The organism is Martelella mediterranea (genome assembly GCF_021021415.1).
GTDB lineage: Bacteria > Pseudomonadota > Alphaproteobacteria > Rhizobiales > Rhizobiaceae > Martelella > Martelella mediterranea_C.
On the sequence record NZ_JAINWJ010000041.1, the window covers coordinates 22152 to 48081 of the forward strand.

Below are 25930 nucleotides of genomic sequence, written 5' to 3' on the forward strand. Positions count from 1 at the left end.
GCGCTCCAAAATCGGCAAGAATGGTGACTGATCACCCTTTTGTTCTCTTTGATGTTGCATCAAGGCGGCCATTGTGGTGAATTGCAGATGTATTACGCTGCAATTTCCGCACCGCAAGAGGTTTCCCTATGCGCATCGCGATCAGCCTGGCACTGGCTGTGCTCGCTGGCTGTACCAGCACAAGAGACGCTCCGTCGGATTCCCCTACGATCAATTACATCGACAATCAAGTCCATCTCGTTCGAAGCGCGTTGAACGATGCAGCGCTCTATCAAAATGTCCTGGAAGCGCGCGCTACGAATACGGTTGAGGTGCGCAATCCGGGGATTGCCCAAGGCCCGCTTATGAAGATCGTTGATGCCGAATGGCAGGGAACGTTGGATGAGCTGACAACGCGGGTTGCCAGCGAAGTGGACTATAGCGTGTCAGCGTCCGGGGAAAAGGCCGGCGCTCCGATTTTGATCTCGACCAATTTCTACAATCTGACGGCCTTGGGATTGCTTCGGGAAGCCTACGGGCAGGCGAAGGGGCGAGCGCGCCTTGTGATCGATCAGGGTGCCAGACACATGACGATCTATTACGCTCGCCCTGAGCAAAGCCCGATCCCGCATCAGGAGGACCTCAAGCCGTGAGCCAGCCCCTTTTTCATCGTCGCAACCGTGCCATGGCGCTGACAGGCATTCTTATGGCCGCGTTTTTGTCTTCATGCACAACCATGAAGGACGAAACACCGGAACCGCCGCCTGTCCCGCAACTCGGCGGCCCTGATGACGTCACCAGTCCGCGATATGCGCCCTTGTCCTACAAGCAGTTTGCTTCGCGGGCCAAACGCGGAAAGCTTGGTGGGACCGAGGTTGAGGAGCAGCGCTATTCGGTCCTTCGGGACGCTGCCCTTGCCTATGGTGCACAAGCAGGATTTGAGCGGCGCAGTTGGGAGATCATGAACGATCTGGAGCGTGAATCGGTCAAGCTTTCGGAGACCTTCAATTTCAACCGGGTCGCGTTCAAGGCACCGCGGGAAACAGGCTACGTGTTGCCGCCTGTGATCACCCGCGCTACGGCGGCGATCAACGTCACCGACAACGGCCGCAAGAGTGTTGCCGCCGACGAATACTACCGCATCGAGGAGCCAGGCCGCCTGGCCGCCATTCTGCCGACCTGGCGCGACTATCTTGTGCTCCCGCTCGATACGCCGCGTGAGCCTGACGATCGTCTGTTGCCCCAGGATGACGATGAAACGAAAATCTGGTCGCAATATCTCGATGAAGGCTGGGCGCAGGGCGTGCAGCAGGCCGACGCTGCTTTGCAGGAAAACTTGAACCTGTTGCGGAGCGACTACCTTGGCATGGTCGAGTATCGCAAGGCAGTGGAAGCCGGCCTTATTACCAACCTCGTGCTGAAGTCGAGCGAGACACGCGCGGCCGGTGATGTCGACGAGCTCTATATCGGGGAGCGCCGTGTCGAGATCGACGATGCCGCCCGGTTCGTCAAGAACCCTGCCCGATGGAAGCCGATCCAGAGACGTTTTCAGGTGGCCAAGTAATGCCGGCGGTTGATCTCTCGAATTTGACGGAAGACGCCTACGATCCGAAGGAGCCCTATGTTCGCGTCCTGAACCATGAGCCGTTGCGTTTTGACGGCGACATGGACCCGTTTCAGCAGTTGCTGGTCGGGGCCTCCATCAAAGGAGCGTCGGACATCCGGATACAGACCGATAGTCGTGTCCGGATCAAGATGCATGGCACGCAGCATTTTGCGACGACAAAACCTCTGAATGCCTCAGAGGTCTTGAGTATCCTGAGCCATATCTGGCGGTCTGAAGATGCCTTCAGCATCTTGCGTCAAGGGCGGCCGCTGGACTTCTCGTTCGAGGTGCCGATTGATCGCCACCGACGTCAGCGTTTCCGCGTGAACGCCAAGGGCGTGATGAAAGGTGCCGGCGACGGCATTTCCATGACGATGCGACCGTTGCCGACAAAGACGCCGACGATCGATGATGTCGGTCTCGACACTGAAGTGCGCCCGTACATGTCGCCTCAGCATGGCATTGTCGTGGTCGCCGGGGCGACCGGCCAGGGAAAGTCCACGACGCTTGCCGGGATCACGCGCTTTCATCTTGAAAACACGGCCGATCCGAAAGCGATCGTCGATCTGCAGGCGCCTATCGAGTTCACCTATTCCGACGTGCTGACGGATCACAGCGACTGTGCATCCTCCATCGAGCAGTCAGAAATCGGCGAAGGGCGCAACCTGCCATCTTTCGGCGACGGGGTGTGGGCGGCACTGCGCTGCGCGCCTGATATTATTTCGCTGGGTGAGGCTCGTGACAAAGCCTCCCTTGAGGGATGCCTTGAGGCCAGTCTGACCGGCCACTTGGTTTACACCACCACGCATGCCGGATCGGTGGCGGAAGGCCTGCGACGAATGGTCGTGAACTTCCCGGCCGAAGAACGCGACGCCCGCGCCTTCGACCTGATCACGTCGCTCCAGCTCTTCGTCGTTCAGCACCTGGTCCGCACCAGCGACCATCGCGGCCGCGTGCCGCTGCGCGAGTATCTGCTGTTTGATGACTATGTGCGCGATCAGTTTGTTTCTGTCCCTATCGGTGACTGGCCCAAGGTCGTGAGCCGCCTGATGCAGGAACCGGCCGACCGTGTTCTTGCCCGCTCCATGCATGATGCGGCCCAACAGAAAGTTGATGAGGGCAAGGTTTCGTATGACGACGTCAGGCGATTGCTGCCGCGCCACTGACGGACGCTAATCACGAAGGAGGAAAATATGCAGGTCCCTAAATACGTAAGCATCCGGCATGGGCCGCGGATGGGCCCGGTTTCCCTTCAGTGGCGGCTGTTCTGGCTTTTTGCGAAGCCAGCTTTTCCGAGGGTTCGGCGGCGGGCGAGTTTCGCTATCCTCTGATTGATTGTATCGACGCCAATATCGTCCGGCTCAAAGCGGCTGCCATACCATTCCACGACTTCGCGATGTTGCGGATGTCGCGGCTTTGCCATCGCGTTGAGGAAGTCCTGGAAGCCGGGCAAGCCTCCGACATCTTCGGGCGGCGCACGCCGGTCGCCGTCGATGAAGCGCGGATATTCGACTGCCGGATCGGCGTCCATGACGGCCTCGACAGTGATTGAATGGCGCCAGTCGTCGCCGAAGTCATAGGTATAGTTGAAGGTGGTGATGCCGCGATCCACCAGAGCGCCAATCCTGACGTTGCGGGCGGCATAGGTCTCGCGACCCATGTCCCATTCGGGATCAGGAACGGCATAACGCTTGCCGCCGGCATGGAACTCGAAGAGGTGATAATCCTCAAACACCATGACGGCCTGGATGACGTCGTGCAGCCCCTTCAGGCTGATGGTGATCGGGACCTCGACCCTGCGCCATATGGTTGGCTCGATATGATCGAGTTTGATGTGGAGCCGGGCGATGCGTTCGTTGGATGTCATGATGCCAATGCCAAGGGTGACCGTGCCGAGATCCAGTTCCACGGAAGCAATTGCTCCAGTCTTGTGATCGGCGTATCGGCGATACGGGCGAGAACGTCTGCAAGCCAGGCCTGCGGATCAACGTCGTTGAGCTTGGCGGTCATGATGAGCGTGGCCATAAACGCGGCGCGATCAGCACCACGATCCGATCCGGCGAAGAGCCATGACTTCCTGCCGAGTGCGAAGCCTCTAAGCGCGCGCTCGGCGGCGTTGTTCGTGAGACAGATCCGGCCGTCGTCGAGGAAGGATGTGAAGCCAACCCAGCGCTTGAGCATGTAGTCGATTGCCTCGGCGACCGGAGAACTGCGCGACAGCTTTGCCCGCTCGGTTTGGAGCCAATCGTGCAGCTCTTCGACGATTGGTTGGCTGTCTTGGTGGCGGCGCTCCAGGCGTTGGTCGGCGGCAAGACCGTTGATCTCCCGTTCGATGTCGAACAGGCGATCGATCCGTTTGACGGCGTCCAGCGCAATAGGCGAGATCGGCGCGGCTTTGCCACCACGTTTGGCGTTCGTGGCGATGTCGGCCAGCACGAAGAACTTGCGACGCGAATGTGCCCAGCAGAGTGCCTGGCGCAGAGGCGCGGGATCGCGATCTGCTTTGAACAGCGGATTGTAGCCGCCATAGGCATCTGCCTGCAGAATGCCGGTGTAGGTCTTCAGGTGGTGCTCGGGATGCTCCTGTCGCCGGTCTCGTGAGGCATAGTAAAGGGCAGCAGGTGGTGAGTGCCCACCAAATGGTCGGTCATCCCGGACATAGGTCCAGATGCGACCGGTATCGGTCTTTCCCTTCGCCAGGATCGGCACGGTCGTGTCATCACCATGCAGTCGTTCGGCCGCCAGAACATGGGCCTCGATCAGCGAATGGATGGGCCTGAGGGCCGCGGCACACGCGCCAACCTGGTCAGCCAGTGTCGAAAGGCTGAGATCGATCCCCTCACGGCAATAGCGTTCGCTTTGACGGTTGAGCGGTTGATGCTGGGCGAACTTCTCAAACAGGATCATTGCCAGAAGGTTGGGCCCGGCAAAGCCTCGTGGCGTCACATGGAAGGGCGCTGGGGCTTGCGTGATCTTCTCGCATTCACGACAGGAGAACTTCTCCCGCACGGTCTGAATGACCTTCCACTGACGCGGAATGACCTCCAAAGTCTCGGTGACATCCTCGCCGAGCTTCGACAACCTGGCCGATCCACAGCAGGGACAACTGACTGGGGCGGCGATAACGACACGTTCGCGCGGCAGATGTTCAGGAAACGGCTTGCGTGAAGGGCGCTTACGCTCGAAGGCCCTGACGGTTGAGGCACTGGCTGCGATCTCTGCTGCCAGTTCATCTTCGCCGGCATCAGCCTCGAGTTCTTCGAGCTGCAGTTCCATCTGTTCGAGAAGCCGTGCCTTGCGCTCAGAGCGGCTGCCGTAAAGCGCGCGGCGAACCTTCTCGATCTCCAGCTTCAGCCGGGCGATCAGCGCCTCGGAATGTGACACGAGCGCCTTTGCACTGGCAGCTTCCGCCTTCGCTATCGTCGCTTCTGCCTCGGCAGCAACACGGCGCACTCGCTCTTCCGCCAGAGCAGCAAGTGCACTGGCAAGATCCTTAGGAAGCTGTTGGGCCGCGTCGTTCATGGAGTGATGGAATCATATTCGCTCCCGTCATTCCAGCATTTTTACTTACCCGACCGAGGTCGGCCGCCAGGTTTTTTGCGGCATCCGCCAGTCGATCCCTTCCAGCAGATATCCGAGCTGCGCAGGTGTGATCACCACCGTTCCATCGGCCGCCGACGGCCATATGAAGCGTCCCCGCTCCAGCTTTTTCGTGAACAGGCACGCTCCTTGGCCATCATGCCAGATGACCTTGATCAGGCCGCCGCCACGACCGCGGAAGACGAACAGGTGTCCACACATAGGATCGCGCTTCAGCGTCTCCTGCACCATCAACGACAAACCGGGAAAGCCCTTGCGCATGTCCGTGTGGCCTGTCGCCAGCCAGACCTTCACACCAGCAGGAACCGGGATCATCGCCGACCCAGCACACAATCGAGAATACGGCCAAGTGCCTCCGTGTCGATGTCGCTATCCACGCGGACACGACGACCGCGGCCCAGATCAATCGTGACATCGCTGCGTTTCCGGCGGGGATGCGATGAGGCCGGCGCTTCTGAGGCGGCAGGCTGGGCTGCCGGCGCGGCCTCCGAAACGATCACGGGCACCAAGGTGCTCGATCCCGGCGTCGAGGGCTCCTCGATCCGGCAGAGTTCCTTGCGCCACCGAAAGAGCTGGCTCACGTGGATGCCGGCCGATCGCGCAATCTCGGAAAGAACCGCACCAGGCTCAAGGCAGGCGGCAACCAGCCGCTCCTTGTCCTCGCGAGACCAGCGCCGACGGCGCTCGACAGACGTGATCACTTCAATCGAATGCTTGGTCATAGGACTACTCCTAGTGTTTGCACTAGGACTTCCAATGTTCACGCCAATCTCGCAAGACGGCCTTCACCGGAGGCTTACCTAAATACCTTCGACCCGTCAGGGACAAAAAAAGCTATGAGGCAAGCTTCGGGGAGCGGATCGTCCGGATAGCGGTCTACTGGCCGATCGTCTTTCTTCTTTGCGTGCCGGCCATCGCTGTGATCGCGAGCATGTTTCTGTCCTTCGGCATCATGTTCCTAAAACTTATGAATGTTGTCGAGAATGCTATCGTTGACCACAACTGGCTAATGTTGGCTTTAATCGCTCTCGCCGCCGCGGCGATCCTGTCGCTTTGGAAGCTGGCCTACGTCGTACATCGATACTTCATCATATAGGGTAAGCATCCGCCTTCGCCGGCGGTTGGACGTATTCTCGCCCAACCGTCGCCATGCGCTGGTCGGCTCGCGTAACCGCCCGCGAAGCTGCGTGTCCGACACTCGCTGCAACTTTGACTGAATTATGTTGCGATCCGCATCAATGATTCGACAGGCCTTACGCGGCACCAGAGCATAACCGATTCGCAGATACTAGCGCGACATCGAAATGAAGGCCGAATACACCATGATCTACAATCAGCAAAGTGCAAGCGATTTGGTCATGCCGCTCGTTTCCAGGTCCCAGCGCGCTGACCAGGTCCCGGATGATCGATCGAGAAGCAAATAGTTGCGTTCGGCTGTGTAGCGCTCGCTTTGACCAGGCACCGTCTTAATTCGGATGGGATGCCCAGGAAGCGGTTGCTCGCCAAGCGATGCGAGAGCGCCAAGGAAGTGAGCCCAAGCCTTGGGCGGCGCACGATGGGCAATGCCGGACGCGACAAGCTGATTGAGATGAAGGCCGTGTCCTAGGTCCATCACGGCACGGGCGGCAAGGTGAATTTCTCCTGAGATCGCGGTCAGGTGATGGCCGTCACGTTGACCGATCTGGATCACGAGCTTTAGCATCCGCTGCCATTCCTCGCGATGCGCACGGCTTTGCCACTGGTCTCGCAAGTCGTCCTCGTATTTCTGCATCCGCGGAATGACGGCCATCAGAGCCTCAAGCAGTGACAGCCTCGGCCCGAGCAATGGGACGCTCGACATCAGCAACGTGTGCCCTTCCGCCTTGCGCAAAGCTTCTGCCGTCATCATTGCCCAACCACCAGTCCCCATGATCTGGTCTCGCGTTCGCTCCGAACGCAGATCCGGAGCGAGAATGCGCAGTCCGGGCGCGGAAATACCCCAACCGAGATGTCGCCCCGAGCGGTCCGCGAACCGGAACGGCAAGTCACCCTCCCTGGCCGCTTGCTGGAAGATCAGAAAGCTCTCCCGCGCGACTGAGAAAACCGTCTGGCCCACCTGAGATTCTGTCAGGGAGCGATGCAACGATCCCCACCCGTCGCAGATGTCGTGATCGTCCCACTGCATGAGCGAGGGTGTTCGCGCGGCCAGCCAGGCAAGCTCAGGTGTTGAATAAATCGCGGCATATCGCGCGAAGAAACCCTCGCGCAGATGGTGTCGCAGATCGGCCAGCGCCGGGGGTGACGGATCGTCCGGTTTGCGATCGGGCCAATCATGGCTCAATTTGTGATCGAGCGTGATCTCGTCGGCATAGACCTGATCACCGCCGTGAAGCATGAGCGCGAAGGGCTTGGCCTGATAGCTTTCGCGCAGGCGCGCCCACATGGCGTTGCGCTCTGAGCCCTCACGTTCCATGTCGGCTATTTCTTCGCCATTGCACGAGACATAAGCCAGACGAATATCACCCGTGAGATCGCCGGCGACCTCATAGCTCACGCCATCCCAGGCGTAGGCGGAGGTCCGATCGGCCGGTAGTGAGAACCGCGCCCTCCAAGCGATCGCATGATCATACTCCGCCAAAGCCATTGCATGGACCTCGGCATCTCCGAGAATGATCGGTGGCGGCACATAACCCCGTGCGGCAATGAAAAGGGCCGAAAGGCTTAGTCGCCCCTCCCGCACACCATCAAGGAAAAGGATAGGCCCGATGGGTGATGTGACAAGAATAGACATGCTCAAGAGCTTCTGCGGGTTGCCTCGGACATAACACGGGCAATCGGAACCTTTACCGTCCCAAGTCTGATCATTTCAGTCCCAAAAACAATTCCAATCTTCATGCTTAAGCCGATAGGCCGTTGGAGAACAGGAATATCATGTAGGACGCATAGAGAGCCAGCATGAGCACACCCCATATCCGCCCGATGGATTTGGCCGCAAACAGCAGCGTCAGCAGCAACAACGCGGCTCCAAGCATCACCGGCGTGTCGATCTGGCGAAACCGCGTTGCAACCTCGATTGGATGTATCAGTACTGTTACGCCAAGGATTGCGAGGATGTTGAAAATGTTCGAACCTATCACGTTGCCCAGAACCACATCGGAATGACGTCGGACAGCGGCGACGACGGCCGTGGCGAGTTCCGGCAGGGAGGTTCCGATGGCGACGAGTGACAGCCCGATGACCGCATCCGGCACACCGAAATCACGAGCAATGTTGACAGCTCCTTCGACCAACAAGTCAGCTCCGAATACCAGCGCAGCTATTCCGCCGATTGCCAAGACCGGTGCCAGCCAAGGTCGTGTCAGGGAGATATCTTTCAACTCGTCGGTCTCATGCTGGAAGGCCTTTGCCTTGCGATCTCGCCGTTCCAACCAGTAGCTTGCGCCGAGGTAGCCCGCGAGCACAGCCAGCATTGCGCCGCCTTCCAGACGGGTGATGACCGCGCCCTGGACCAGCGCAAATGCGGCAAGCGTTACGAGGGACGCAATCACCGCCTCGCGAACGGCTGTTCGCTCCCAGTTCGCTATGGGAGCGATCACGGCCGCTATGCCTACGATCAGCAGCACGTTGGCGATGTTCGAACCCACCACATTTCCGAGCGCTATTTCCGGCGCGCCGTCAAGGGCAGCGTTTACCGATACAAGCAGTTCCGGCGTGGATGTCCCGAACCCGACAATGACCAGCCCGATCAAAAGTTTTGATATACCCAGTCGTTCGGCGATGGCTACCGAGCCTCGCACCAAGCCTTCACCACCGATGAAAAGAAGAAAGAGACCTGCCACAACGAGCACAAGATCAGGGAGCATTCGAGTCCTCGTCTTTCAAAACTTATTCTGGTTCTGCAAGCATCTTAGACGTCAACAGGCACCTGCGAAACGGCCAAACAAGCCCAAGCGATGGTCTTCACAACGTCAAAAATCGAACAAGTCACTGAGAAAGGATTCCTTCTTCTTCTTTTTGTAGGGCTTCGATCCATGACCGGGTCGATCATCATCATGGTCACGCCCGAATGAAGGCGCCTCGCGGCTTTCGCGTCCCCGTACCGGCTCTATCGCAGCTTGGCCCGATCGTTCGACAATCTTGTCCAGTTCGCCACGGTCCAGCCAAACCCCGCGGCATTTGGGGCAATAATCAATCTCTATACCGCTACGTTCGGCAATGACGAGGGTTTGACCGTCCAGCGGACACTGCATGCTTTTCTCCAGCTCTCAAGTTCAGGTCAAGCACTCAATTGGGCATTGGAGGCGAGATTACAACCCTTGCAGAATGGATTCGGCCTTTGCACCTCCTATTCCATAGCTTGGCACAAAGTCGTGAAGTGAAATGGTCCTGTCGATCAAGTGTCAGGTTTTCCAGTTCGACGCTCCTCACGTAGGCAGGATATCGATGTAATGAGATACCTCTCCGACCACCACCCTGAGAGATTCAGGCGCCGTGAGCAGAAAGCTGCCAGCCGCCACGACCAAGAAAGCCGCCATGGCGGCGGCTCGACCATGACCATGTGCATCACGGGGTGAACTTGACAATGAAATACAAATAAAGACCGAAGCCTGTAGCACGATCAGTGCGACTAGCCCTGGCGCCAGCGAGGACCAGTCCGTTTCAACCCCCCAAAACGTCCAGCCGAGGGTAAACAGATAAGAAAGAAGATAGGCCCACATGCCGACGCTGGAAGTATTGGCCATCCCCGTGCCGGAGATCACAAGACCAAGCCCGCCAAGCAGATCGAACCAGGTTTCACCCAGCGCGATGAGCCAGAGGCCACCGATGGCCAACACGATCCCGAGCAAAGTCATCAAGATCTTAAGACTGACGCAATACCAGTGCGCCGGGTCTTTGAGGCGGTGGTGGGTGCTCTCGTTCACTATCATCTTTTCCTCGCATTTCGTCGTTTGCTGCCGACCTGCGAGAGAGGCCGGCAAGCGACTTCTACGTTTCGAACTGGCGAATGCGGTGATTGTTCCAGGGGATGAACGGTTTCCGCTTTGACACGCGGCAGTCGTGCGAAAGCCTCCCCCTACTCGCACCGCCGCCTCGAGTGGCCTTCTGATGTCGCACTGCTTTGATGACGAGGCTGTTCAGTTCCAAGAGGCAACGCCCGACGCGATTCAATCCGTGCTGCCGCCGTTCACAGCAGCGTTGCCCTATACTGACGATGAGTATTCGCCGTTTGCCATCATCGGATCAAGCCATTGTCCTCCGCCCTCTATGACCTCTGTGTGGAAACAAATGGCCGATCTCTTCTATTGCTGCGAGAGGCTGCGCCCATGACCAGACGCTGACGCACAAGCTCCCGATGGAGCGTTTTCCTCCAGTCCTCACATTCAGCTTCTGATCTTCGTCCATGAAATGTCCTCCTATCTGGGGTGGATATCTCATGGATCTCTACCGTCAACGGCAAAAGGTGCACCAAAAGTCTCGCTTGGAGATGATTAGCTCTGCTGAATCGGCAAGGCCACAAAACGGCTGCCTCGCTCCCCTTCAATCTGGAAGAGGGCGTGCTCTCTGCTAGACTTTTGAACATTGTTCAAGATGGCCTTGGCATCATCAATGTCGCTTACCTTCCGGTTATTGATTGAGGCGATGCGTTCGCCTTCGAAGATACCCTGCGACGCGGCATCGGATTCTGGATCGACTTTGGCGATCACCAAGCCATTGCCTTCTTGGGAAGGGGCGACCGTCAGTCCAACACTTGGCAGCGCCTGAAACGTGCTCGGCGCTATCGTGTCCTGGCTTTCAGCTGTATTGACATCAGCTTTCGCCAGATTCCCGAGCGTCAGGTCGATCGATTTCGTTTCACCGTCTCTCCATACCGAGAGCTGGACCTCGCTTGAAGGGCCGGCAGACGCGATCTTGACGGAGAGATCGCTGGCGTCCTCGATCGGCTCATCATTCAAGGCTATAATGACATCTCCGGTCTCGATACCAGCTCTGGCCGCTGGAGAGCCCTGCATGGGTTCGACAACAAGCGCGCCTCGGTCCTCCCGAAGGCCAAGCGATTCCGCAATCTCGGCGTCCACCGGCTGGATCTGTACGCCAAGCCAGCCGCGCTCGACCTTGCCGTCATCGATGAGGTCCTGCACAACGTCCTGCGCCACGTACGCTGGAATTGCGAAAGCGATTCCGACATTGCCACCAGAGGGAGAAAAGATCGCAGTGTTGATGCCCACGACTTCACCATTCAAATTGAATGCCGGACCGCCGGAGTTGCCACGGTTCACTGCGGCGTCGATCTGGATGTAATCGTCATAAGGGCCGGTTCCGATATCGCGACCAAGTGCTGATACGATACCGGCAGTCACGGAACCGCCAAGCCCAAAGGGATTGCCAACCGCGACCACCCAGTCGCCCACGCGCACGTCCTCGTCTTCGGCAAAATCGACATACGTAAAGTTCCGCTTGTCGTCGACCTTGAGGACCGCCAAATCCGTTCGGCTGTCTTTGCCGACAAGGCTCGCATCGAGTTCGGTCCCGTCATCAAGAAGAATACTAAACTCAGAGCCGTTATCTACGACATGGTTGTTTGTGACGACATAGCCGTCGTCAGAGATGAAGAAGCCCGAGCCTTGTGACATTGGGCGAACTTCTCGTGGAGCTTCGCCTTTCCCTTGAGAGGGCGCGGCAAAGCCTGGTCCGCCAAATTGGTCGAAGAAACGTCGTAGAGGATGATTCTCGGGCAGTCTGCCAAGACCGTTCCCAAAACCGTAGCCAGGTACATTGTCTGAAACCTGTTTGACTTCGCCTCTGACCCGAACCGACACCACTGCTGGCGACACCGCGCTGACGACATCGGCGAAGCCAGGGTTCTCTGCCGGGGCTTCAATTTGAACCGGATCAGCAAAAGCGTTGATCGCGGAGCCAGTGATACCTCCATAGACGACCGCAGCTACAAGTCCTGCTGCCGCTGAGCCTTTGAGAATGGTTTTGAGTCGTGTCGAGTTATTGGCTTCGTTCATCAATCAAGTTCTCCTATCCGCTTATGGCCGGTGGCTCTTTTGCCACAGGATAAAACCTGCCGCATTACGAGGAGATTGAAAGTTGATGAAAGATTGTTAAGGCGGACAGAAGGTTGCCGATGACTTGAGCCAATGCAAATTTCGTGCAGCTTGATTCAATTGATAGCCTCGCCAGGGTAGACGCCCCACAAAGCAAGCTGATTGACATAACCTTCCACGGAAGGATCGCCTGCCGAAACGTTGCACCAGGCCGTGTTACATGAGTTGACGTTGACCAAAACTTTGCTCTCCAGCTTCGCCCTTACGTCTCCGTCAAAGGACGGACGCTCGCGCAGAGCCGTATACCCCTTCTTCCACGGCGCAACCACTGCTGTCCGCTTCCCGGATAACAGTACCTCATGCATCCAGCCGACGTCGGCAGAATAATCTCTGACCTGTCTCCAGTTCCCGTATTCAGCCAGCACCTCCAATGGAAAGCCGGGCTCAGTGTAGACCAACTTAATCCGATATTGCAGGCCGGGCCCGACCCGCATGTTTGCTTTCTCTGACTTGAGAGAAACAAAGCGAGGAAGCGGGAAACCCGTTTCCTGGCCCTTTTCCTCAAGAGCTTGAGCGCCATTAGGCAGTACTGATGCAGCAATATAGAGGGAAGCGAAGAGCGATAGGAAATTCAACTTCATTATAGTTGTTTCTCAAAAAATGGCGGCTTTTGATCACGGACCCTAGCCACCATCTAATTAAGAACCAATTGTGAATGTCGGATTTTGATAATATTGTCCGACATCCCACTGGTTAGCTTGTTAACTTTCTGCTGCGGCAAGTAATTGCTCGGCGCATGCTTCAGCGACTTCGTCGTTGGGTTCTTCGCTACCGGGAAGCGTTGCCCAGCCCTTTTCTTCTATCCAATCACCTTGGCTCCAGGTGCTCTCTTGCTCAAGGGCGGCAATATATTTCTCTTGCTGCGTCTCAGCGACCTTATTGAACCGCGCAACGCAAATCGGCGTTAAAGCGGCAATGACCGCGCGGTCAGCCTCATTCGCGGCTTGTTCTTCTGCGGCGCCGCTGGTCACCAGCCAACCGGCACTCATCGTGAAAATCGTTATGGCAGCGGCACCACATACCGCGCCCCAAGCTGCGGGCTTTATCCAGGATGGTATAGTCATGTTTCATGATCTCCTTCCTCAGGAAGCCTAACATGCGGTGGCTGAGAGTCAAAAACTCGGTGATTGAGTTCCTAGGGAGGCAAGATATTCGGTAGCAGCTAAGCCACCGTCGTTAAGGCAGTCGAATTGGAACTGCTCAAGGTACACAATGGATACCCATCGAGCTTCGGTCGCCGTCTGAGACCTGCCGATTGTACAGACTATTCGCTTTACTTTGGGGACCACTCCAGATTGAGCCTCGCCTTGCATGAGTTCAACATGGACGCGGGTGCGCTGAGCAAGCGCCACTGCCGCTTCGCCAATACGGAGTCGAGGAACCAATGCCGACAATGAAAAGAGGGAGGCCGCTGTGGGGGGATCGTTTTTGCAATCGAAGCGAACCAGCAAGTAGAGTTGTCCTTCATGATGGCAAGCGGCGTTCTGTTTTTGGTAGGTTGCTTATCGCTGCCCCAGGATGTTACCGAGGGCGCGATGGCAGTGCTTCGTTTGAATTAGCGGATTTCCTCGCCGAGACCATCCACAGAAACTGTCTCGGGTGGCGCGGGAAGATCGCCGAAAGAGATCGAAATGAAGCACAGGATTTTCCTTCTTGCAGCAAACTATCCAAATAATTCGATTTTGACGACCAAGCTCGACGGCGACGGATACCGAAAGGCAGTGCCGGAAGACCGATACCGTCGCGCCAAGGGAGATAACAACGCATGAAACTTCTTGCATTTCGGCTTTTTCTGATGGTCGTGGCCGCAGGGCTGTCAGCCTGCGCATCAACTGGGGATGTGCCTCGACCCGAGACGCCGAATCCAGTAATGTATGATGCCCGCTATGACGCCGTCACCGATGAACCGTTCATTGTGCCAGCTGTCAATATGAGGCAATTCGACCCTGAATTCCGGCGCAGGATCGTTGATGATCCGACCGGCGAACAGCCGGGCACGCTGGTCGTCGATCCGGAAAAACGGTTCCTCTATCTCGTGATGGATGACGGTAAGGCCATGCGTTACGGCGTGGGCGTTGGTCGTGCAGGCATGGAATGGTCCGGTACGGCCACCGTTGCATACAAACGTGAATGGCCGACATGGACGCCTACACAGGACATGATCAGACGAGATCCCGAAACCTACCAGAAATGGGCAGACGGGATGGATGGAGGGCCGATGAATCCGCTCGGTGCCCGGGCGCTCTATCTGTTCGAGGATGGCAAGGATACGTTGTACCGAATCCACGGCACCAACGAACCATGGTCAATCGGCAAGGCCATGTCTTCGGGCTGCATCCGAATGATGAACCAAGACGTCATGGATCTTTATCGCCGTGTGCCTGACGGATCAAAGGTCGTCGTGCTGCCTACCGGAGAGGAAAAATCCGTCGCGCGGAATACTACAACCCAGACCCGCTGGAGAGGGCTCGATAGCGGAGCCTAAGGGCACCGAAGCGGAAGTCATCTTGGCGCCGCAGTCAAGCGCACACAATCAGGAGATGACGACGGCGGTATGCGTATTTCGAAGGAACGGGAGAGTCGTTTCGTTAATTCCGGAACAGTCTAGCTTGGTCGATTATCGCTTGTCTGGCAGGACTCGTCGGCGATTGATTTCGTCTTCTTCCGCGCCGGCCAAATTGGATGGTGTTTTCTGCCGCCGCATGCTGTCTCCTTGGAGCGTAAGCGGCGCGCATTTTGGACCCGGTCGAGGCGTTGTTCTGGGATCATGTCGTGCCACTGGACGACGGGCAGATGCCAGAACTTTCAAGAATTTGTGGTGAGGCTACGGCGAAATCCTCAGCCGGATATGATGCCGCAACTTCATCAAGGGTTCTGGATATGCGTATCATCTGTTATCCGCTGCTCTAATCTGGTATCGGAGCTGAAAACGCCGTGATTGTCTTCGATAAACTCTGCAACTGCCTGGCGCATCAGCGCATATGGTGTGCTGTTCAGACGATTGGCCAGTGCGTTTAGTTTGCCGCGCGTATCGACATCCAACCGAACAGAAACGGGAGAGTTGGTGTCAATCATTTCGGCTCCTTCCTTAATCATTCTTTCTCGGCGCATTGCCAGCGATGCGTCTATTTAGGGAGTTGCCTCCCGAAGTCGTCAGGCTGCCCATTGAGCCAGCTGTTCCGCCAGCAGCGACGTTCGCGCGTATGGCTGCATGCGTGTCGAGATCGCTGACGGCATCCGGCTCGATCAGTCGGAACACCTTCGCAGGAAATTCGGCGATCAAGGCAAAAGAGCGTTCCAGCATGACGACATATGCGAAGAGCATAAACACCATGATGGCCAAGATGCCGATGAACCACGTGATTTGGGTGTAGCTGTCACCAGACAGAGCCTGGGCTGCGGTTATGGCGTAGTAAAAGCCCCCGTTGAGAAGCGTCCCGCCAATCCGGAAGATGATCATGCCCACGAGAAGCCCGAAGAGCATGAGCACCGGTGTTGCCGTCAGCGCCAGCAACATGACGTATCCGCGCCGGGCCTGCCGACCGCCCAAACCTTCGCCTTCCATCGACAAGTGAGCGATTGCCCACAACGGTGCGGCGAAGATCATCTCAACGACCAACAGGAAGAAGGCCGTCACGCCGATGACCCAAATCACTGTCGGGATCATTGGCAGCACAAATGCCATGAAGTAGCCGGCAACCGAGATCCCGCTCAAGACCCAGCCGAGAAAGCCGGCGAACGCGATCACGGATTGTCCAAGAAAAGGCACCGCTGCCAGCACCGCGAGCGAAATCATGATGACGCCGCTATAGAACGCCAGCTGATTGCCGACGGCGATCAGGCCCACCATAGGGTCGCCGTCATTGGCAGCCGGGTTCAGAAAGTCGAAGGCTTCGTACAGATTGCCGGCAGACACCATATAGGATGTCATGTCGGCCGTTGAATCCGCAAAGGCTGCGCGCTCGTTGGTAAAGGCGCGAACATTGCTTCGGGCGACGCTCTCGTTCCACCATTCGACCACACCATTGTAGGTGCCGGCGAAACTCTCAAGGAATTTCGTGGCGTCTCCCTGGGCTGAACCGAACAGATACCAGTTGGCGTCGTCATATTGCGAGGCAACAGACTCTCCGACCCGACCTTTCGGATTGGCTGTCGCTCCGATCGCGCCGCCGGGTGTTGTCTGCGGAATTCCTCCCGCGACGGCCGAAGCGTCGGCGGTAAAGCGGCTGATCAGCTGATAGTAGTAGCCCGCTTGCAGCCATCCGCCATCCTTCAGACTGGCAGACAGGTCGATGTTCTGCTCCATGTCGCCGATGCCGTTGATGTTGATCGTTTCTGTTTCGGATGCCGCGGATTGGACGTCCTTTTGCAGCTTGTCGGTTGCGATATAGTCCTTGAGGATGTTGGCATGAAGTTCGCGCCATTCCGCAAGATCATCTGCAAGGCCCCTATATTCGGGCAAAGGTTGCCTTTGAGAGACGGCCAGGGCGACTGAATCCGCCGTCGGCGCATAGTTGTTGGTGATCTGAGTAACTGCGTCGCGCATGGCTTTTGCATAGTCAGCGTATGTTTTGTCCGATGAGGCAGCGATCCTTTGGAAACCTTTGGTTTCGGAAGGAAGCGTGATCGTACCGCACGCACCCCGATAATTGGGCATGTCATAGGAGAGCGCCGAGCTGCCGCTGGCGGTTGTCCGCCAGTTTTTGGTAATGCCTGCAATGTCGCCCCCGCCCTTTGCAGCCTCAGCGTTGTAAACAGCCCGGCACATTTCCATGCGCCAAACAGCCTGAATGAACTGGCCGTCCTTTTGGGACATGTCCGTGCCAACGATCGGCATGTGGTCGTTGAACACCAGATCCACGCTCTTTTGCCAAAAGTAGGATGCCGTACCCGTTCCAAACTGGACCAGATAGGCGGCTGCATGCTGAACGCCGTTGTAACCTGTCGCAGGGATAGGAATAAGCAGCGCCGCTGCGACCAGTGTGCGGATCGGTGCCCACAGCGATGAGTGGCGCCGGCCGAGGACTTCGCCGTGGTGCGCCGATTCCATCGTCCCGATGATAATGTTGTAGGCCAGCAAGATCGCACCGAGGGCGAAGAACAGGATATTGAAGTCCGAGATTAGCACCGAGATCAGGGTTCTGTCGTTCGGGCCGGGAAAAAGCGGACCAAAAATCGTGTTCAGATAGGTGTTCGTTCGTTCGTCGCCGCCGCCGGACAGAATGTCCACGACATCGATTTCCTGTGCGAACGCGCCGGAACTGGTAAAGATGAAGGCCAGGGGCAGACCTTTGAAAAATCGCCGCAAGGTTCAATCCTTCCTGATTATCTGCATGTCGTAGGGAAGACGGTGCTGGAGGTAGTCCGCAAAGGGGCCGAAACGGCCCTGTCGGATTTGCCAGTAGGCAAAGTCAGCTTTCATGGCCTTGGCCGCTAACAAAAGTGCCAAAACGATGAGTGCGATGAGCGTGAAAATGCTGAAGATGCCGAAGGCAAACATGGCCGGGATCGCAGCGAGACAAAGAAACGCGATGATCGTGTAAACCGTTCGCTCCCGTAGCCAGGCGCGGGCATCGTCGTCGATTTCCTTTTGGCTCATTCCAGATGTCTGGGCCTTGAAGCGGGAGATGCCGCCGTCTTCGTCCGTCTTGAAGAACCTGTCACGCGAATAGCGCTTCGGTCGCATCGTGCTGGAGATAATATCCCATGCCGCCATGCCGACCGAAAACCCGGACGTGACGATGAAGGAAAGCTGGTGCATGCCGCCGCGTCGGGCAAGCCAGCCAGTCTTGTGCGGATCATCCTGTCGGTTCCGCCGTCTTTTCATCAGTCATTCACCGGGATTACGGTTGTCCTGCTGTCGCGATCGTCAAGCTGAAGAGCGAGCAGTGCAGACAGAGCGGCCGCCTGTCGCCGTTCGAGACCGAAACGCTCCCATGAGACGTAGAGCTGCAGGGCATTGGTCAGAAGGTTTTCGCGTTCAACGGCTTCTGGTGACATCTTGGCAACGGCCTGATGCCATTCCGGATTCGGGAAGCGACTTTCAACGAAAATATCCAAAGCCTGAAGTTTCGAAACCTTGTCTCCAATCTCATAGGGGTAGTTGGTCGGCGCGGCCTTTTTGGCCCATCCGGCGAGCTCGCTGCTGCCGGTCGGCGCACTCAGATCGCCAAGGTAGGAAAGAATGGCGTGAGAGGCTGAGCGACGTGTCGCGTCGACCTGGCGCGCCGCCATCTGCGCCTTGCCGGCCGGCGTTTTCGCTTCGCCTTCCGTAATTGGCTTTGCCGGGATCGGGTCAACCATATTGTTGACCATGCGTGCATATGCCTGAGCAACCTTACCTTCGGACGTGTCCAACGTCTGCGCATCGGTCAGAAAACGAATGTCAGACGTCGGATCTTTGAAGCCGCCAACATCTTCCAGCTCGTCCCGGTCTTTGATAATCGCATTGGCGACCGCAAGCCCACCCTGGGAAACGGCCTGTCCCTCAGCACCGTTGCCACGCGAGCGATTGCGCGAAAGATTGGAGACGTCAGTCCCGCCGCCGCCATAGGAAGCAGTTCCGCCGCCAAATTGCATCAGCCCGGAAAGGTCGAAGCAGGCCGAGGCTGCCGGATCGTAGCGACCGCCCTCAGCCTGGCCGCGGGCCTCCTGACGCGCCCGCAGCGTGTCATTCAACTGTGCTGCGTCCTCGATGCGCTTTTGCGCCTCGACGGATCGATTGGAATAGGCACTCAGCTGTGCGACCCCTTTCAGGATAGTATCCGCAATTTGCTGACCGACATCCGTCGTATGGTCGTTGACGTCCTGAATTGTCTTGTTGCTGTATTGGGCAACAATATTGCGCACGCCACCGCAGGAGCATGCCGCTTCAGCCGTCTGCGCCAGTCCGACACTCGCAACCGAAACCAACAAGCCATAAATCAGGTGTTTCATCACTGTCCTCCGGTGCCATAGAGCTTCTGATAAGTGTCGCGGAGCAGCGAATTCTCGCCAGCGTCTCTGACGCCCGCGTCGCCGCCATAGTCGCCGCCCTGTGACAGACCCATGTTGACGGACCCGAAGTCGAGAACGTCACTGGAACCGCCGGTAAAGCTGTCTACCGAGATGCCGTCGAAGGACGGCAGCTGAAGCGCCGATGTCAGGGGCTCCGTGGCCTTGTCCCAGGCTTCTTGTGCAAAGGAGCAGATCTGTTGTTCTGCGTTGGACAAGGCAGAATCGAACAGGCCCTGCACATCAGGAACCTGAATGGCGATATCCAGGTCCAGATTCATGAGATTGTCCAGGCAGCCAAGGCCATCAATGGGCTTCGGTTGTTGAAGCGCCGCTTCTTTTCGAGCCACCTCAGTGTCGATTCCTGCGCGGATTGCGTCGGTCAAACTGATTTTAACGGTGTCAGTACATGCGCCGCTTTGGCCGCCGAGCATGGAATCGAATAGTTGTTCGATCTGGTCGGTTCCCTCTGCGGCATGGGTCAATCCCGCGTGCAGCATCAGGGCAGGTGCAAAAACCAATAGAAGCTTCTTCATAGCGTTTTCTTTTCTCCCTGATATGGCGGCACTTCCTGAATGAGAACGGGCCGCTTTGATCCAAAGCCGGGAAAGTCGCTGGTCGCGCCATACATTCCCCCGACGGAATAGCTGTTCGTGTATCCGAAGCCGTCGTATGAATTGCCGTTGATGGATGCCATGCGCTTCAGGATGAGATCCTGCAGCTGCGCATAGGATGACAGACCATTGGCCGCGAGATAGCTCTCGGGTAGCGCGTTGGGATCAAAACCGCTTGCGACCCAATCATTCAGGGCGCCGGAGCCAAGAAAATGCGCCGCGTCCAGCAGGCTTTCCTGTGTGATCTGCACGCCATTGACTGTCTGACCCACCAGCCCGCGTGTTTGGGAACTCATTGAATTCCAGTTGCTGATGGTCAGCTCGTTCACGGCGCGCTCTTGCAACGCCTTACCGGCTTCGGAATACCGGAGATCGTCAAGCGAAGAGACGCCGGCGGCGCGGGCCTTTTCGGTGAAGGTGTAGTTTGACCAGTCACCACCAGATCCCTGGGTATATCCGAGCGTGGCCCATGTACCGGCCGTGATCTGGTACTTGCCGAGCGCGGTGCCCTTCTCGTTGATGATCGAGTAGCTGTCGCCGCCTTCATGCCCCTTGAGCGCATCCAGATATCCGGCATGTGCCGCTACAGATGCCAGGCCGAGCGAAAAAGCGGATAAGCACAAGATAACCTGTTTCATAGCGGCTTCTCCCGACCGGCCTCCAGGACAGGCATAAGACCGATTGTCTTGACCCGTTCACCACTGCCGACGCTGTAAACGCCAATGCCGTCATCGATCGACAATTCGATCAAGCGGTAACCTTCCTCGTCGCGATCTGGCTCCAGAGCGAAATCTTCGGCATAGGTCCGAAAGTTGGCGATCGCCTTGTTATCCCCGTCGAGGACAATCAGTGGGCAGGGACCGTTGCCGCAATAGTAAAGGGAACGCGCTGTAATGACGGTTTCGTCGCCGCTCTTCAGGTCCACGTCAAATGCGAGAAACTCAGGCGGCTCGACGCCCTCGGGAGGTGCCGATCGAGCATTCAGGACGCCATAGGCGGCGCGCTTCTCATCTTCCGTGGCAACGCGGGACTCGTAAACATCACCTAGTACCTGGGGCGAGTAGGACGTGCTGAACCATTTCCAAACACGACCGTCGTCGGCATGGATGGAGCGAATGCCATCCATGCCGACGTCTCCAATACCCACCGCATCGCCAAGGCCCCGCCAGACTTCAAGCCACATTGCGTCCGGCTCGCTGTAATAAAGAGCAACAACGCCGCAGTTTGGATCGCATTTGCGGTTGTCGCCGAGGCGCACCACCATCTGGTCATAGCTATCGGTCGGCTCTTCCAGCCAGACGCGCTCGGCCTCGACCATGCGATAGAAGCGCCCATACATCTTGCGAGCGACCTGTGTCGCATCCGCATCCACATCGTTGAAGGTGATGTATTTGGTCGCTACGTCCGTGTCTTGCGCGACAGCTGCCGATGACGACAACAGAAGCGCCAGCGCCACGTTTCGAAAACTCATGCTACTGCCTCCTTCACAATTTGATCTGCGAGATCGCGGATGACATCGCCTCTTTTGCCCTCGTCAACGGCAACGCCCCGATCTTCCAGCTCACCGAGCCGGCGTTCGATCGTTGCCTTTGCAGATCCGTCGGGAAAGCGGGCGGCCAGAATGGCGCGCGCGCGCTTCGAGCCGAGACGGTCATAGAGCATGGACCGCAAGGCCGTGTCCTCGGATGTGGTGGACAGCGCCCATAGCTCGATCGGGCCGAGCTCATTGATCAGATATTGGGTGTAAACACCGCTCTTCAGCGTCAGATAAGCCATGACCGGAGCGCCCTCGCCAGGGACGGGGCCATGGAGCGTTCGGAGGATCGATCGAGCAGAGGCTGAAAGATTGTAGGTTTCGGAGACCTCTGAAATCGCGCTTTCGGTCGGCACGTTGCAGAACCAAATATTGGTGACGAGCTTCTGGATGGCCTCATCGAAGTCATCCATCAGCTGCGATGCCAAGGCGATCTGGACACCCGCTTTCCGGCACACTCGAACGTCATTGATGACCTGCTGGCGAATACCGAGCCCACCAGTCATGTGGTACTCGTCAAAGCACAGTCGTTTGTGCATCTGACGGTTATTTTTCCAACGGCGCAGATGGTAGTCGATGTAGACTTGCGGTGCCTTCAGGCCCCGCAACTCGTCTTCGTCCAACCAGAAGTCAGAGGTGACGGCATGGTGGGCCAGCATATACATGATAGCGGTATGTCGTTTCGCTTGCGGCCCGACCGTCGCGGTCACGTCCGACAGATCAAAGGCTATGATGCGCGCGCCGGAGACATCGAAACGCGTCGGGCGAGCGAGGATGGGGAAATCCTTGGTCGCGGAGCTGACCATGCGCTGAAATGCTTTAAGTACCGGCTCCTGGGTGCGCGTCACCATTTCTCGGAAGGGTTCTCGCACAGTCTCGGAATTCGATACCAAGATGAGATCGGACAGCGTCGGAACAGCAAAGCGCTGCGCCAGTGCAGCCTCATGCCGTCGACCGTTTTCCATCAGAATGTCGGTCACCTCCCACCAGGTCGAGGACTGGTCGGCGACATAGCCGACCTCACCGAGAGCGGCGTCGACTTCATAACTCTCCGATGGGACGTATTTCTTCGGCTCCCGGTCATCCGAAAACCGCTCATAGGCTTCGTTAATGCAGCTTGCTGCCAGCGTGGAAATACCGTCATAGGCCGATTCAGCCCCGTCCGGCGTGCATAGCAAGGTCACAAGATTGACGAGGTATCCGCGCTCGTGAACAAGGGGAAACCGCAATGCGAGCTGGGTGTCGAACGGATTGACAGAATACTGTTCTTCCATCCGAAGCCGGTGATAGACGACCTCGTGACGCCGGTTCGCCGGCAGGCTGTCACGCAGCAGCGAAATCAATCCGGCCGAGGACGGGCCGACATCGATGATCGAAATGCGGGGCAACAATCCGCTACCATCATCTGACTGGCCACTTTGCGGGGACATCGCCACGCCAAGGTTCATCGAGTTCAGCAGGACCGATTTGCCGGAGCCCGGCGTTCCGACGATAACGTCGACCCATGACGTCTGCTTGGATGATCCCGGCTGATAGGGCCACAGCTTTCCGTCCGAAGTTCTGAACAGCACAGCGCCATGATCCCAGCATTTCGCCGGACGCGAAATCGGACTCATCGCCAGTGCATGCGACAGGCTCGCTGCCATGGGCGGCGCCGTCGATGCGCAGTTCATCGCAAGCGCTGACGACATGACGTTTTCAACCGGATCGCCAATCAGTGCATCGGTTTGCGCTGATCCCCAGCGCTCGACAGCTCGCCGTAGATTGGCAACCTGTCTCATGAGCACGTCCTTGTGCGTTTTCGGAGCCCAGGCCGCAAAGGAGACACGGAAGCGAACGGCCGTATCGTCGATGCCGTCGGCTTCGCGCAAGGCATCGAACGCCTGTACGATACGCCGGTTGCGCGACGGCGCGGTCCAGGTGAACAGCCGAGCATATTGTTCTTTGAAGATCTGCCCCTGATAGCCGCCTGCTTCGATCAGCATCGAGGTGCGCCAGGAAATCCTGTCTTTGCTGTCGAGAACCCGCCGCACAAGATCATTGAATGAAACAACGATCTCAGGCGGCAAGGACAAATCAAATCCCGAGAAGACGCTGTTGCCGATTTCAACCGTCGACTGATCGACGATCGTTGCGCTTTCGGTCAGCAACTGGCGAGAAAGCGCCGGCCACGTAAGATTGGAAATATCGCCCTTCTTCAGTTCGGCATTCGTGGACGGCATCTTCTTCCGCATCATGTCCCCTGGCAGAACAGGAGACCAACTTGGTGATGCGTGCAGAAACTCGGGGTAGAGAACGCCTCTTGCGGCTGTGATGGCCGTACGCGCATCCAAGCGCTCCATTTCGATGCCGACCAGCGCAAATTCGCGCAAAAGCGCATCCGAGACCGACCTGTGACGTGTTCTGAGTGCTTCCAGAGCAGCATCGGGCCATTGCGATTGTCGCATCGAGGGCGCGCCTGAGAGGTTTTTCCTCCTCGCCGCCTGCCCCGCCTTGATCTCGTTCTTTGTCAGGTTGGAGGGGCGTGACCACACCGCCAGATAAGAACGTTCTCCGGTCAGCTTTCGCGGCAAAATCCTACGGCGCTCGTCAATCAAGTCGCCAACGTCAAGACCGCTGTCATGGGCGACGCGCCCTATCGAGCTTAATGCCATGTCGATTTCAGATGCGCCGAGATCCGGCGAATGGCCGAACCAGAATTGCAGGGCGCATCCGGGAGAGGCAAAATAGGGTGTGATCGTGCGTCGCAGCTGTTCGACAGTCTGCGACACTTCCGTTTCACCGGCCAGCGAGCGGAACCCTTCGAGCGCAAAGACACTCACCAGCGACCCGTCGTCGGCGACAAGGGTATCGTTGTCCTCCGCGGTCACCAGACGGCAATAGCCATCCAGCGACTTGCGGAAGACCGAGCGGCTCAAGGCCGCTGCGATGTAGTCGAGGGTTTCGCCGAAACGTGCCATATCAGTTGATGCTTCTCAGCGTTCCATCGATGGTCGAGGTATCCGCACCCGAGCCGAGGAAGCTCGTGACACCAACGCCAGCCCAGGCCGGCAAGCCGATCAACAGTGCGCCGGCGAGAAACCAGATGAGCATCGACATCGGGGAATGCTGCTGATGCGGATTCCTGGAGTTCGACACGAGTTTCACAATGCCGATGATGATGCACAAAAGGCCGCCGAAGAAGGCGATGGAGCCGAGAAGGTCGGCCCAAGGGCCAAGTGTGGTCGTCGAAAAATTGCTGGCAAGATCGCCCAGCGATTGTTGCGCCATCACGGGCCCTAGCGTGGCCAGATAAAAGCCGGAAAATGTCAGCAGGCCGGTGCACTTTCTCTGCATTTGGTCTCTCCTTTTTATTTGACCAGAAGTTTTTCAAGCATCTGCAGGACTACGACGATGTTGATCGCCAACGTCCCTGCGACGAGATGGACAATCCCGCGTCCCGTATCGCCGATTTGTCCGCCATTGCCGGCACGGGCGAGCAGGAACAGGCCCCTTACAAATCCGAGAAGGCCGATAAATTGCGCGAAACGAACCAGGGCAATAACCGCTCTCTGGCTCATTTCAGCGGAAAGCGGCTTGGTGATTTCGGGCGCGTAGGTGAATACCTGTTCCGCCGACACGCTCTCGGATTGCAGGAAAAAGCTCATCAGGAATGCCCCGATGACCGTCGACAGCGAAATCAGAAGTGAGCCGACGAAGAACAGAACCAGCGGACCGGTGTATGAGCCAGACGCCGCGCCCCCAATACTACGGAGCTCGTGGGCTGAAGCCATGCCGATGATCGAGCGAGCCACGAAGATAAGACCCACCAAAAAGCAGGTGCCTGCGACCAACGCCTGCAAGGGGGCAATGATCGCGACACCGCGCTCCAGAAGCTGGACAAAACTATCCATAGCCCGCCCTATTCCGCACTATCCCCGTCCGGGGCCGGCATGGCGACGACCGGATGGGTTACAATCTCGTGCTGCACGCCAACGCCGCCATTTGCGGCCTCAAAGCCAAGAGGCCCGCCGGTGCCCTGGAGCGTGACCAGTTCGTTCAGGATAAACTCGTCCTGCTTCTTCAGCTCATTCACATGACCGATAATGCGCTCAAGGACGCCGTTCCTGGCGGTCAGTGTGTTCAGTTGCTGTACCAGGTCAGCCTGCGCGGTTTTAAGTCGTTGTACCTCTGAATGTAGCTCTGAGACCTGCACCGATGTTGCATCGGAGACCCGATCTGATTTGACCGCCTCTGGTTCACGCAAAAACAGGTAGAGGTTGACCGCCGACACGGCCACAGCGACCACGATCGCCATGAAAACAAGCGATTTAGGGCCAATTTTCAACAAATTAGGGTTGCGTCGATACGATTCGTGTTCGTATAACTCAATTTGATTTGTCACGAGAGCCCCCGATGAAGTCTGATTTTTCCCCGAAATCACCGGTCCAGAAAGGGGACTTCACAGCTCCAATGTCTTGATGTATTACAAGCACACGCTGCTTAATGCAACATTGACAGGAACAAATTAGCG

26 protein-coding genes are annotated in these 25930 nt (G+C 57.4%); 4 read left to right on the plus strand and 22 right to left on the minus strand.

Annotated elements, in window-relative coordinates; all coding sequences use genetic code 11:
• Window positions 1–128 precede the first annotated feature (128 nt).
• From K7H91_RS19150 to K7H91_RS19160, 3 genes are read left to right on the plus strand one after another with little or no spacing between them, the layout of a single operon-like run.
• Complete coding sequence (locus K7H91_RS19150) at window positions 129–632, plus strand: DotD/TraH family lipoprotein (RefSeq protein WP_230721823.1); 504 nt, start codon at window positions 129–131, stop codon at window positions 630–632.
• Window positions 629–1543, plus strand: coding sequence for a type IV secretory system conjugative DNA transfer family protein (locus K7H91_RS19155; protein ID WP_230721824.1), 915 nt, complete (start codon window positions 629–631; stop codon window positions 1541–1543). Before K7H91_RS19150 ends, K7H91_RS19155 begins: the two co-directional genes overlap by 4 nt.
• The gene (locus K7H91_RS19160) at window positions 1504–2751 is read left to right on the plus strand and encodes a type IV pilus twitching motility protein PilT (RefSeq protein ID WP_230721825.1); all 1248 of its coding nucleotides are present in this window, start codon (window positions 1504–1506) and stop codon (window positions 2749–2751) included. Before K7H91_RS19155 ends, K7H91_RS19160 begins: the two co-directional genes overlap by 40 nt.
• Window positions 2752–2837: 86 nt before the next feature.
• On the opposite strand, the gene K7H91_RS19165 is transcribed toward K7H91_RS19160, so the two are convergent.
• The 11 genes from K7H91_RS19165 to K7H91_RS19215 all read right to left on the minus strand — a co-directional run bounded on the left by K7H91_RS19165 (window position 2838) and on the right by K7H91_RS19215 (window position 13340).
• Entirely contained in the window at window positions 2838–3494 is a 657-nt protein-coding gene (locus K7H91_RS19165) for a plasmid pRiA4b ORF-3 family protein (protein WP_230721826.1), read from the minus strand.
• Window positions 3449–5107 (minus strand): IS66 family transposase, encoded by a 1659-nt coding sequence (tnpC, locus tag K7H91_RS19170; RefSeq protein WP_230721827.1) that lies wholly within the window; start codon window positions 5105–5107, stop codon window positions 3449–3451. The genes K7H91_RS19165 and tnpC overlap by 46 nt, the downstream gene beginning before the upstream one ends.
• A 45-nt stretch (window positions 5108–5152) precedes the next feature.
• Window positions 5153–5500 carry an IS66 family insertion sequence element accessory protein TnpB gene (tnpB, locus tag K7H91_RS19175; RefSeq protein ID WP_230721828.1) on the minus strand — a complete coding sequence of 116 codons (348 nt, stop codon included), beginning with the start codon at window positions 5498–5500 and terminating at the stop codon, window positions 5153–5155.
• Window positions 5497–5907 (minus strand): IS66-like element accessory protein TnpA, encoded by a 411-nt coding sequence (gene tnpA, locus K7H91_RS19180; RefSeq protein WP_230721829.1) that lies wholly within the window; start codon window positions 5905–5907, stop codon window positions 5497–5499. The genes tnpB and tnpA overlap by 4 nt, the downstream gene beginning before the upstream one ends.
• 611 nt (window positions 5908–6518) lie before the next feature.
• Window positions 6519–7955, minus strand: coding sequence for an alkaline phosphatase D family protein (locus K7H91_RS19185; protein WP_230721830.1), 1437 nt, complete (start codon window positions 7953–7955; stop codon window positions 6519–6521).
• A gap of 106 nt (window positions 7956–8061) precedes the next feature.
• Window positions 8062–9027 (minus strand): calcium/sodium antiporter, encoded by a 966-nt coding sequence (locus K7H91_RS19190; protein WP_230721831.1) that lies wholly within the window; start codon window positions 9025–9027, stop codon window positions 8062–8064.
• Window positions 9028–9132: 105 nt separating this feature from the next.
• Window positions 9133–9414, minus strand: coding sequence for a zf-TFIIB domain-containing protein (locus tag K7H91_RS19195; protein ID WP_230721832.1), 282 nt, complete (start codon window positions 9412–9414; stop codon window positions 9133–9135).
• Between the two features lie 174 nt (window positions 9415–9588).
• Complete coding sequence (locus K7H91_RS19200; protein WP_230721833.1) at window positions 9589–10086, minus strand: hypothetical protein; 498 nt, start codon at window positions 10084–10086, stop codon at window positions 9589–9591.
• Between the two features lie 567 nt (window positions 10087–10653).
• Window positions 10654–12177, minus strand: coding sequence for a Do family serine endopeptidase (locus K7H91_RS19205; protein ID WP_230721834.1), 1524 nt, complete (start codon window positions 12175–12177; stop codon window positions 10654–10656).
• 155 nt (window positions 12178–12332) lie between these two features.
• A complete protein-coding gene (locus K7H91_RS19210) occupies window positions 12333–12857 on the minus strand; it encodes an SH3 domain-containing protein (RefSeq protein ID WP_200338288.1) in 525 nt (174 codons plus the stop codon).
• Window positions 12858–12977: 120 nt separating this feature from the next.
• Window positions 12978–13340 (minus strand): hypothetical protein, encoded by a 363-nt coding sequence (locus tag K7H91_RS19215; RefSeq protein ID WP_230721835.1) that lies wholly within the window; start codon window positions 13338–13340, stop codon window positions 12978–12980.
• 701 nt (window positions 13341–14041) lie between these two features.
• On the opposite strand from K7H91_RS19215, the gene K7H91_RS19220 reads away from it, so the two are divergent.
• Window positions 14042–14761, plus strand: coding sequence for a L,D-transpeptidase (locus K7H91_RS19220; protein WP_230721836.1), 720 nt, complete (start codon window positions 14042–14044; stop codon window positions 14759–14761).
• A gap of 380 nt (window positions 14762–15141) precedes the next feature.
• Here the strand turns inward: K7H91_RS19220 and K7H91_RS19225 are convergent, their stop codons facing one another.
• The 11 genes from K7H91_RS19225 to K7H91_RS19275 all read right to left on the minus strand — a co-directional run bounded on the left by K7H91_RS19225 (window position 15142) and on the right by K7H91_RS19275 (window position 25801).
• Entirely contained in the window at window positions 15142–15351 is a 210-nt protein-coding gene (locus K7H91_RS19225) for a CopG family ribbon-helix-helix protein (RefSeq protein ID WP_230721837.1), read from the minus strand.
• Window positions 15352–15364: 13 nt separating this feature from the next.
• Window positions 15365–17584: a DotA/TraY family protein gene (locus tag K7H91_RS19230; protein WP_230721838.1), complete on the minus strand. Its 2220-nt coding sequence runs from the start codon at window positions 17582–17584 to the stop codon at window positions 15365–15367.
• A gap of 3 nt (window positions 17585–17587) precedes the next feature.
• On the minus strand, window positions 17588–18037 hold the full coding sequence (locus tag K7H91_RS19235) for a hypothetical protein (protein ID WP_230721839.1): 450 nt from the start codon (window positions 18035–18037) through the stop codon (window positions 17588–17590).
• A gap of 65 nt (window positions 18038–18102) precedes the next feature.
• Window positions 18103–19212: a hypothetical protein gene (locus K7H91_RS19240; protein ID WP_230721840.1), complete on the minus strand. Its 1110-nt coding sequence runs from the start codon at window positions 19210–19212 to the stop codon at window positions 18103–18105.
• On the minus strand, window positions 19212–19805 hold the full coding sequence (locus K7H91_RS19245; RefSeq protein WP_230721841.1) for a hypothetical protein: 594 nt from the start codon (window positions 19803–19805) through the stop codon (window positions 19212–19214). The genes K7H91_RS19240 and K7H91_RS19245 overlap by 1 nt, the downstream gene beginning before the upstream one ends.
• Complete coding sequence (locus K7H91_RS19250; protein ID WP_230721842.1) at window positions 19802–20521, minus strand: hypothetical protein; 720 nt, start codon at window positions 20519–20521, stop codon at window positions 19802–19804. Before K7H91_RS19250 ends, K7H91_RS19245 begins: the two co-directional genes overlap by 4 nt.
• Window positions 20518–21354, minus strand: coding sequence for a hypothetical protein (locus K7H91_RS19255; protein ID WP_230721843.1), 837 nt, complete (start codon window positions 21352–21354; stop codon window positions 20518–20520). Before K7H91_RS19255 ends, K7H91_RS19250 begins: the two co-directional genes overlap by 4 nt.
• Window positions 21351–24377, minus strand: coding sequence for a hypothetical protein (locus K7H91_RS19260; protein ID WP_230721844.1), 3027 nt, complete (start codon window positions 24375–24377; stop codon window positions 21351–21353). The genes K7H91_RS19255 and K7H91_RS19260 overlap by 4 nt, the downstream gene beginning before the upstream one ends.
• Before the next feature lies 1 nt (window position 24378).
• Window positions 24379–24753: a hypothetical protein gene (locus K7H91_RS19265; RefSeq protein WP_230721845.1), complete on the minus strand. Its 375-nt coding sequence runs from the start codon at window positions 24751–24753 to the stop codon at window positions 24379–24381.
• 14 nt (window positions 24754–24767) lie between these two features.
• Window positions 24768–25310: a hypothetical protein gene (locus tag K7H91_RS19270; RefSeq protein WP_230721846.1), complete on the minus strand. Its 543-nt coding sequence runs from the start codon at window positions 25308–25310 to the stop codon at window positions 24768–24770.
• Window positions 25311–25318: 8 nt separating this feature from the next.
• Entirely contained in the window at window positions 25319–25801 is a 483-nt protein-coding gene (locus K7H91_RS19275) for a hypothetical protein (RefSeq protein ID WP_230721847.1), read from the minus strand.
• Window positions 25802–25930 lie beyond the last annotated feature (129 nt).

Coding starts and splice junctions, on each gene's coding strand:
- K7H91_RS19215 (WP_230721835.1), bottom strand. CDS start 13,340: ATGACTATACCATCCTGGATAAAGCCCGCAGCTTGGGGCGCGGTATGT.
- K7H91_RS19255 (WP_230721843.1), bottom strand. CDS start 21,354: ATGAGTTTTCGAAACGTGGCGCTGGCGCTTCTGTTGTCGTCATCGGCA.
- K7H91_RS19150 (WP_230721823.1), top strand. CDS start 129: ATGCGCATCGCGATCAGCCTGGCACTGGCTGTGCTCGCTGGCTGTACC.
- K7H91_RS19250 (WP_230721842.1), bottom strand. CDS start 20,521: ATGAAACAGGTTATCTTGTGCTTATCCGCTTTTTCGCTCGGCCTGGCA.
- K7H91_RS19220 (WP_230721836.1), top strand. CDS start 14,042: ATGAAACTTCTTGCATTTCGGCTTTTTCTGATGGTCGTGGCCGCAGGG.
- K7H91_RS19190 (WP_230721831.1), bottom strand. CDS start 9,027: ATGCTCCCTGATCTTGTGCTCGTTGTGGCAGGTCTCTTTCTTCTTTTC.
- K7H91_RS19210 (WP_200338288.1), bottom strand. CDS start 12,857: ATGAAGTTGAATTTCCTATCGCTCTTCGCTTCCCTCTATATTGCTGCA.
- K7H91_RS19185 (WP_230721830.1), bottom strand. CDS start 7,955: ATGTCTATTCTTGTCACATCACCCATCGGGCCTATCCTTTTCCTTGAT.
- K7H91_RS19195 (WP_230721832.1), bottom strand. CDS start 9,414: ATGCAGTGTCCGCTGGACGGTCAAACCCTCGTCATTGCCGAACGTAGC.
- K7H91_RS19225 (WP_230721837.1), bottom strand. CDS start 15,351: ATGATTGACACCAACTCTCCCGTTTCTGTTCGGTTGGATGTCGATACG.
- K7H91_RS19205 (WP_230721834.1), bottom strand. CDS start 12,177: ATGAACGAAGCCAATAACTCGACACGACTCAAAACCATTCTCAAAGGC.
- K7H91_RS19265 (WP_230721845.1), bottom strand. CDS start 24,753: ATGCAGAGAAAGTGCACCGGCCTGCTGACATTTTCCGGCTTTTATCTG.
- K7H91_RS19260 (WP_230721844.1), bottom strand. CDS start 24,377: ATGGCACGTTTCGGCGAAACCCTCGACTACATCGCAGCGGCCTTGAGC.
- K7H91_RS19245 (WP_230721841.1), bottom strand. CDS start 19,805: ATGAAGAAGCTTCTATTGGTTTTTGCACCTGCCCTGATGCTGCACGCG.
- K7H91_RS19160 (WP_230721825.1), top strand. CDS start 1,504: ATGGAAGCCGATCCAGAGACGTTTTCAGGTGGCCAAGTAATGCCGGCG.
- K7H91_RS19270 (WP_230721846.1), bottom strand. CDS start 25,310: ATGGATAGTTTTGTCCAGCTTCTGGAGCGCGGTGTCGCGATCATTGCC.
- tnpA (WP_230721829.1), bottom strand. CDS start 5,907: ATGACCAAGCATTCGATTGAAGTGATCACGTCTGTCGAGCGCCGTCGG.
- K7H91_RS19235 (WP_230721839.1), bottom strand. CDS start 18,037: ATGCACCAGCTTTCCTTCATCGTCACGTCCGGGTTTTCGGTCGGCATG.
- K7H91_RS19240 (WP_230721840.1), bottom strand. CDS start 19,212: ATGAAACACCTGATTTATGGCTTGTTGGTTTCGGTTGCGAGTGTCGGA.
- tnpB (WP_230721828.1), bottom strand. CDS start 5,500: ATGATCCCGGTTCCTGCTGGTGTGAAGGTCTGGCTGGCGACAGGCCAC.
- tnpC (WP_230721827.1), bottom strand. CDS start 5,107: ATGAACGACGCGGCCCAACAGCTTCCTAAGGATCTTGCCAGTGCACTT.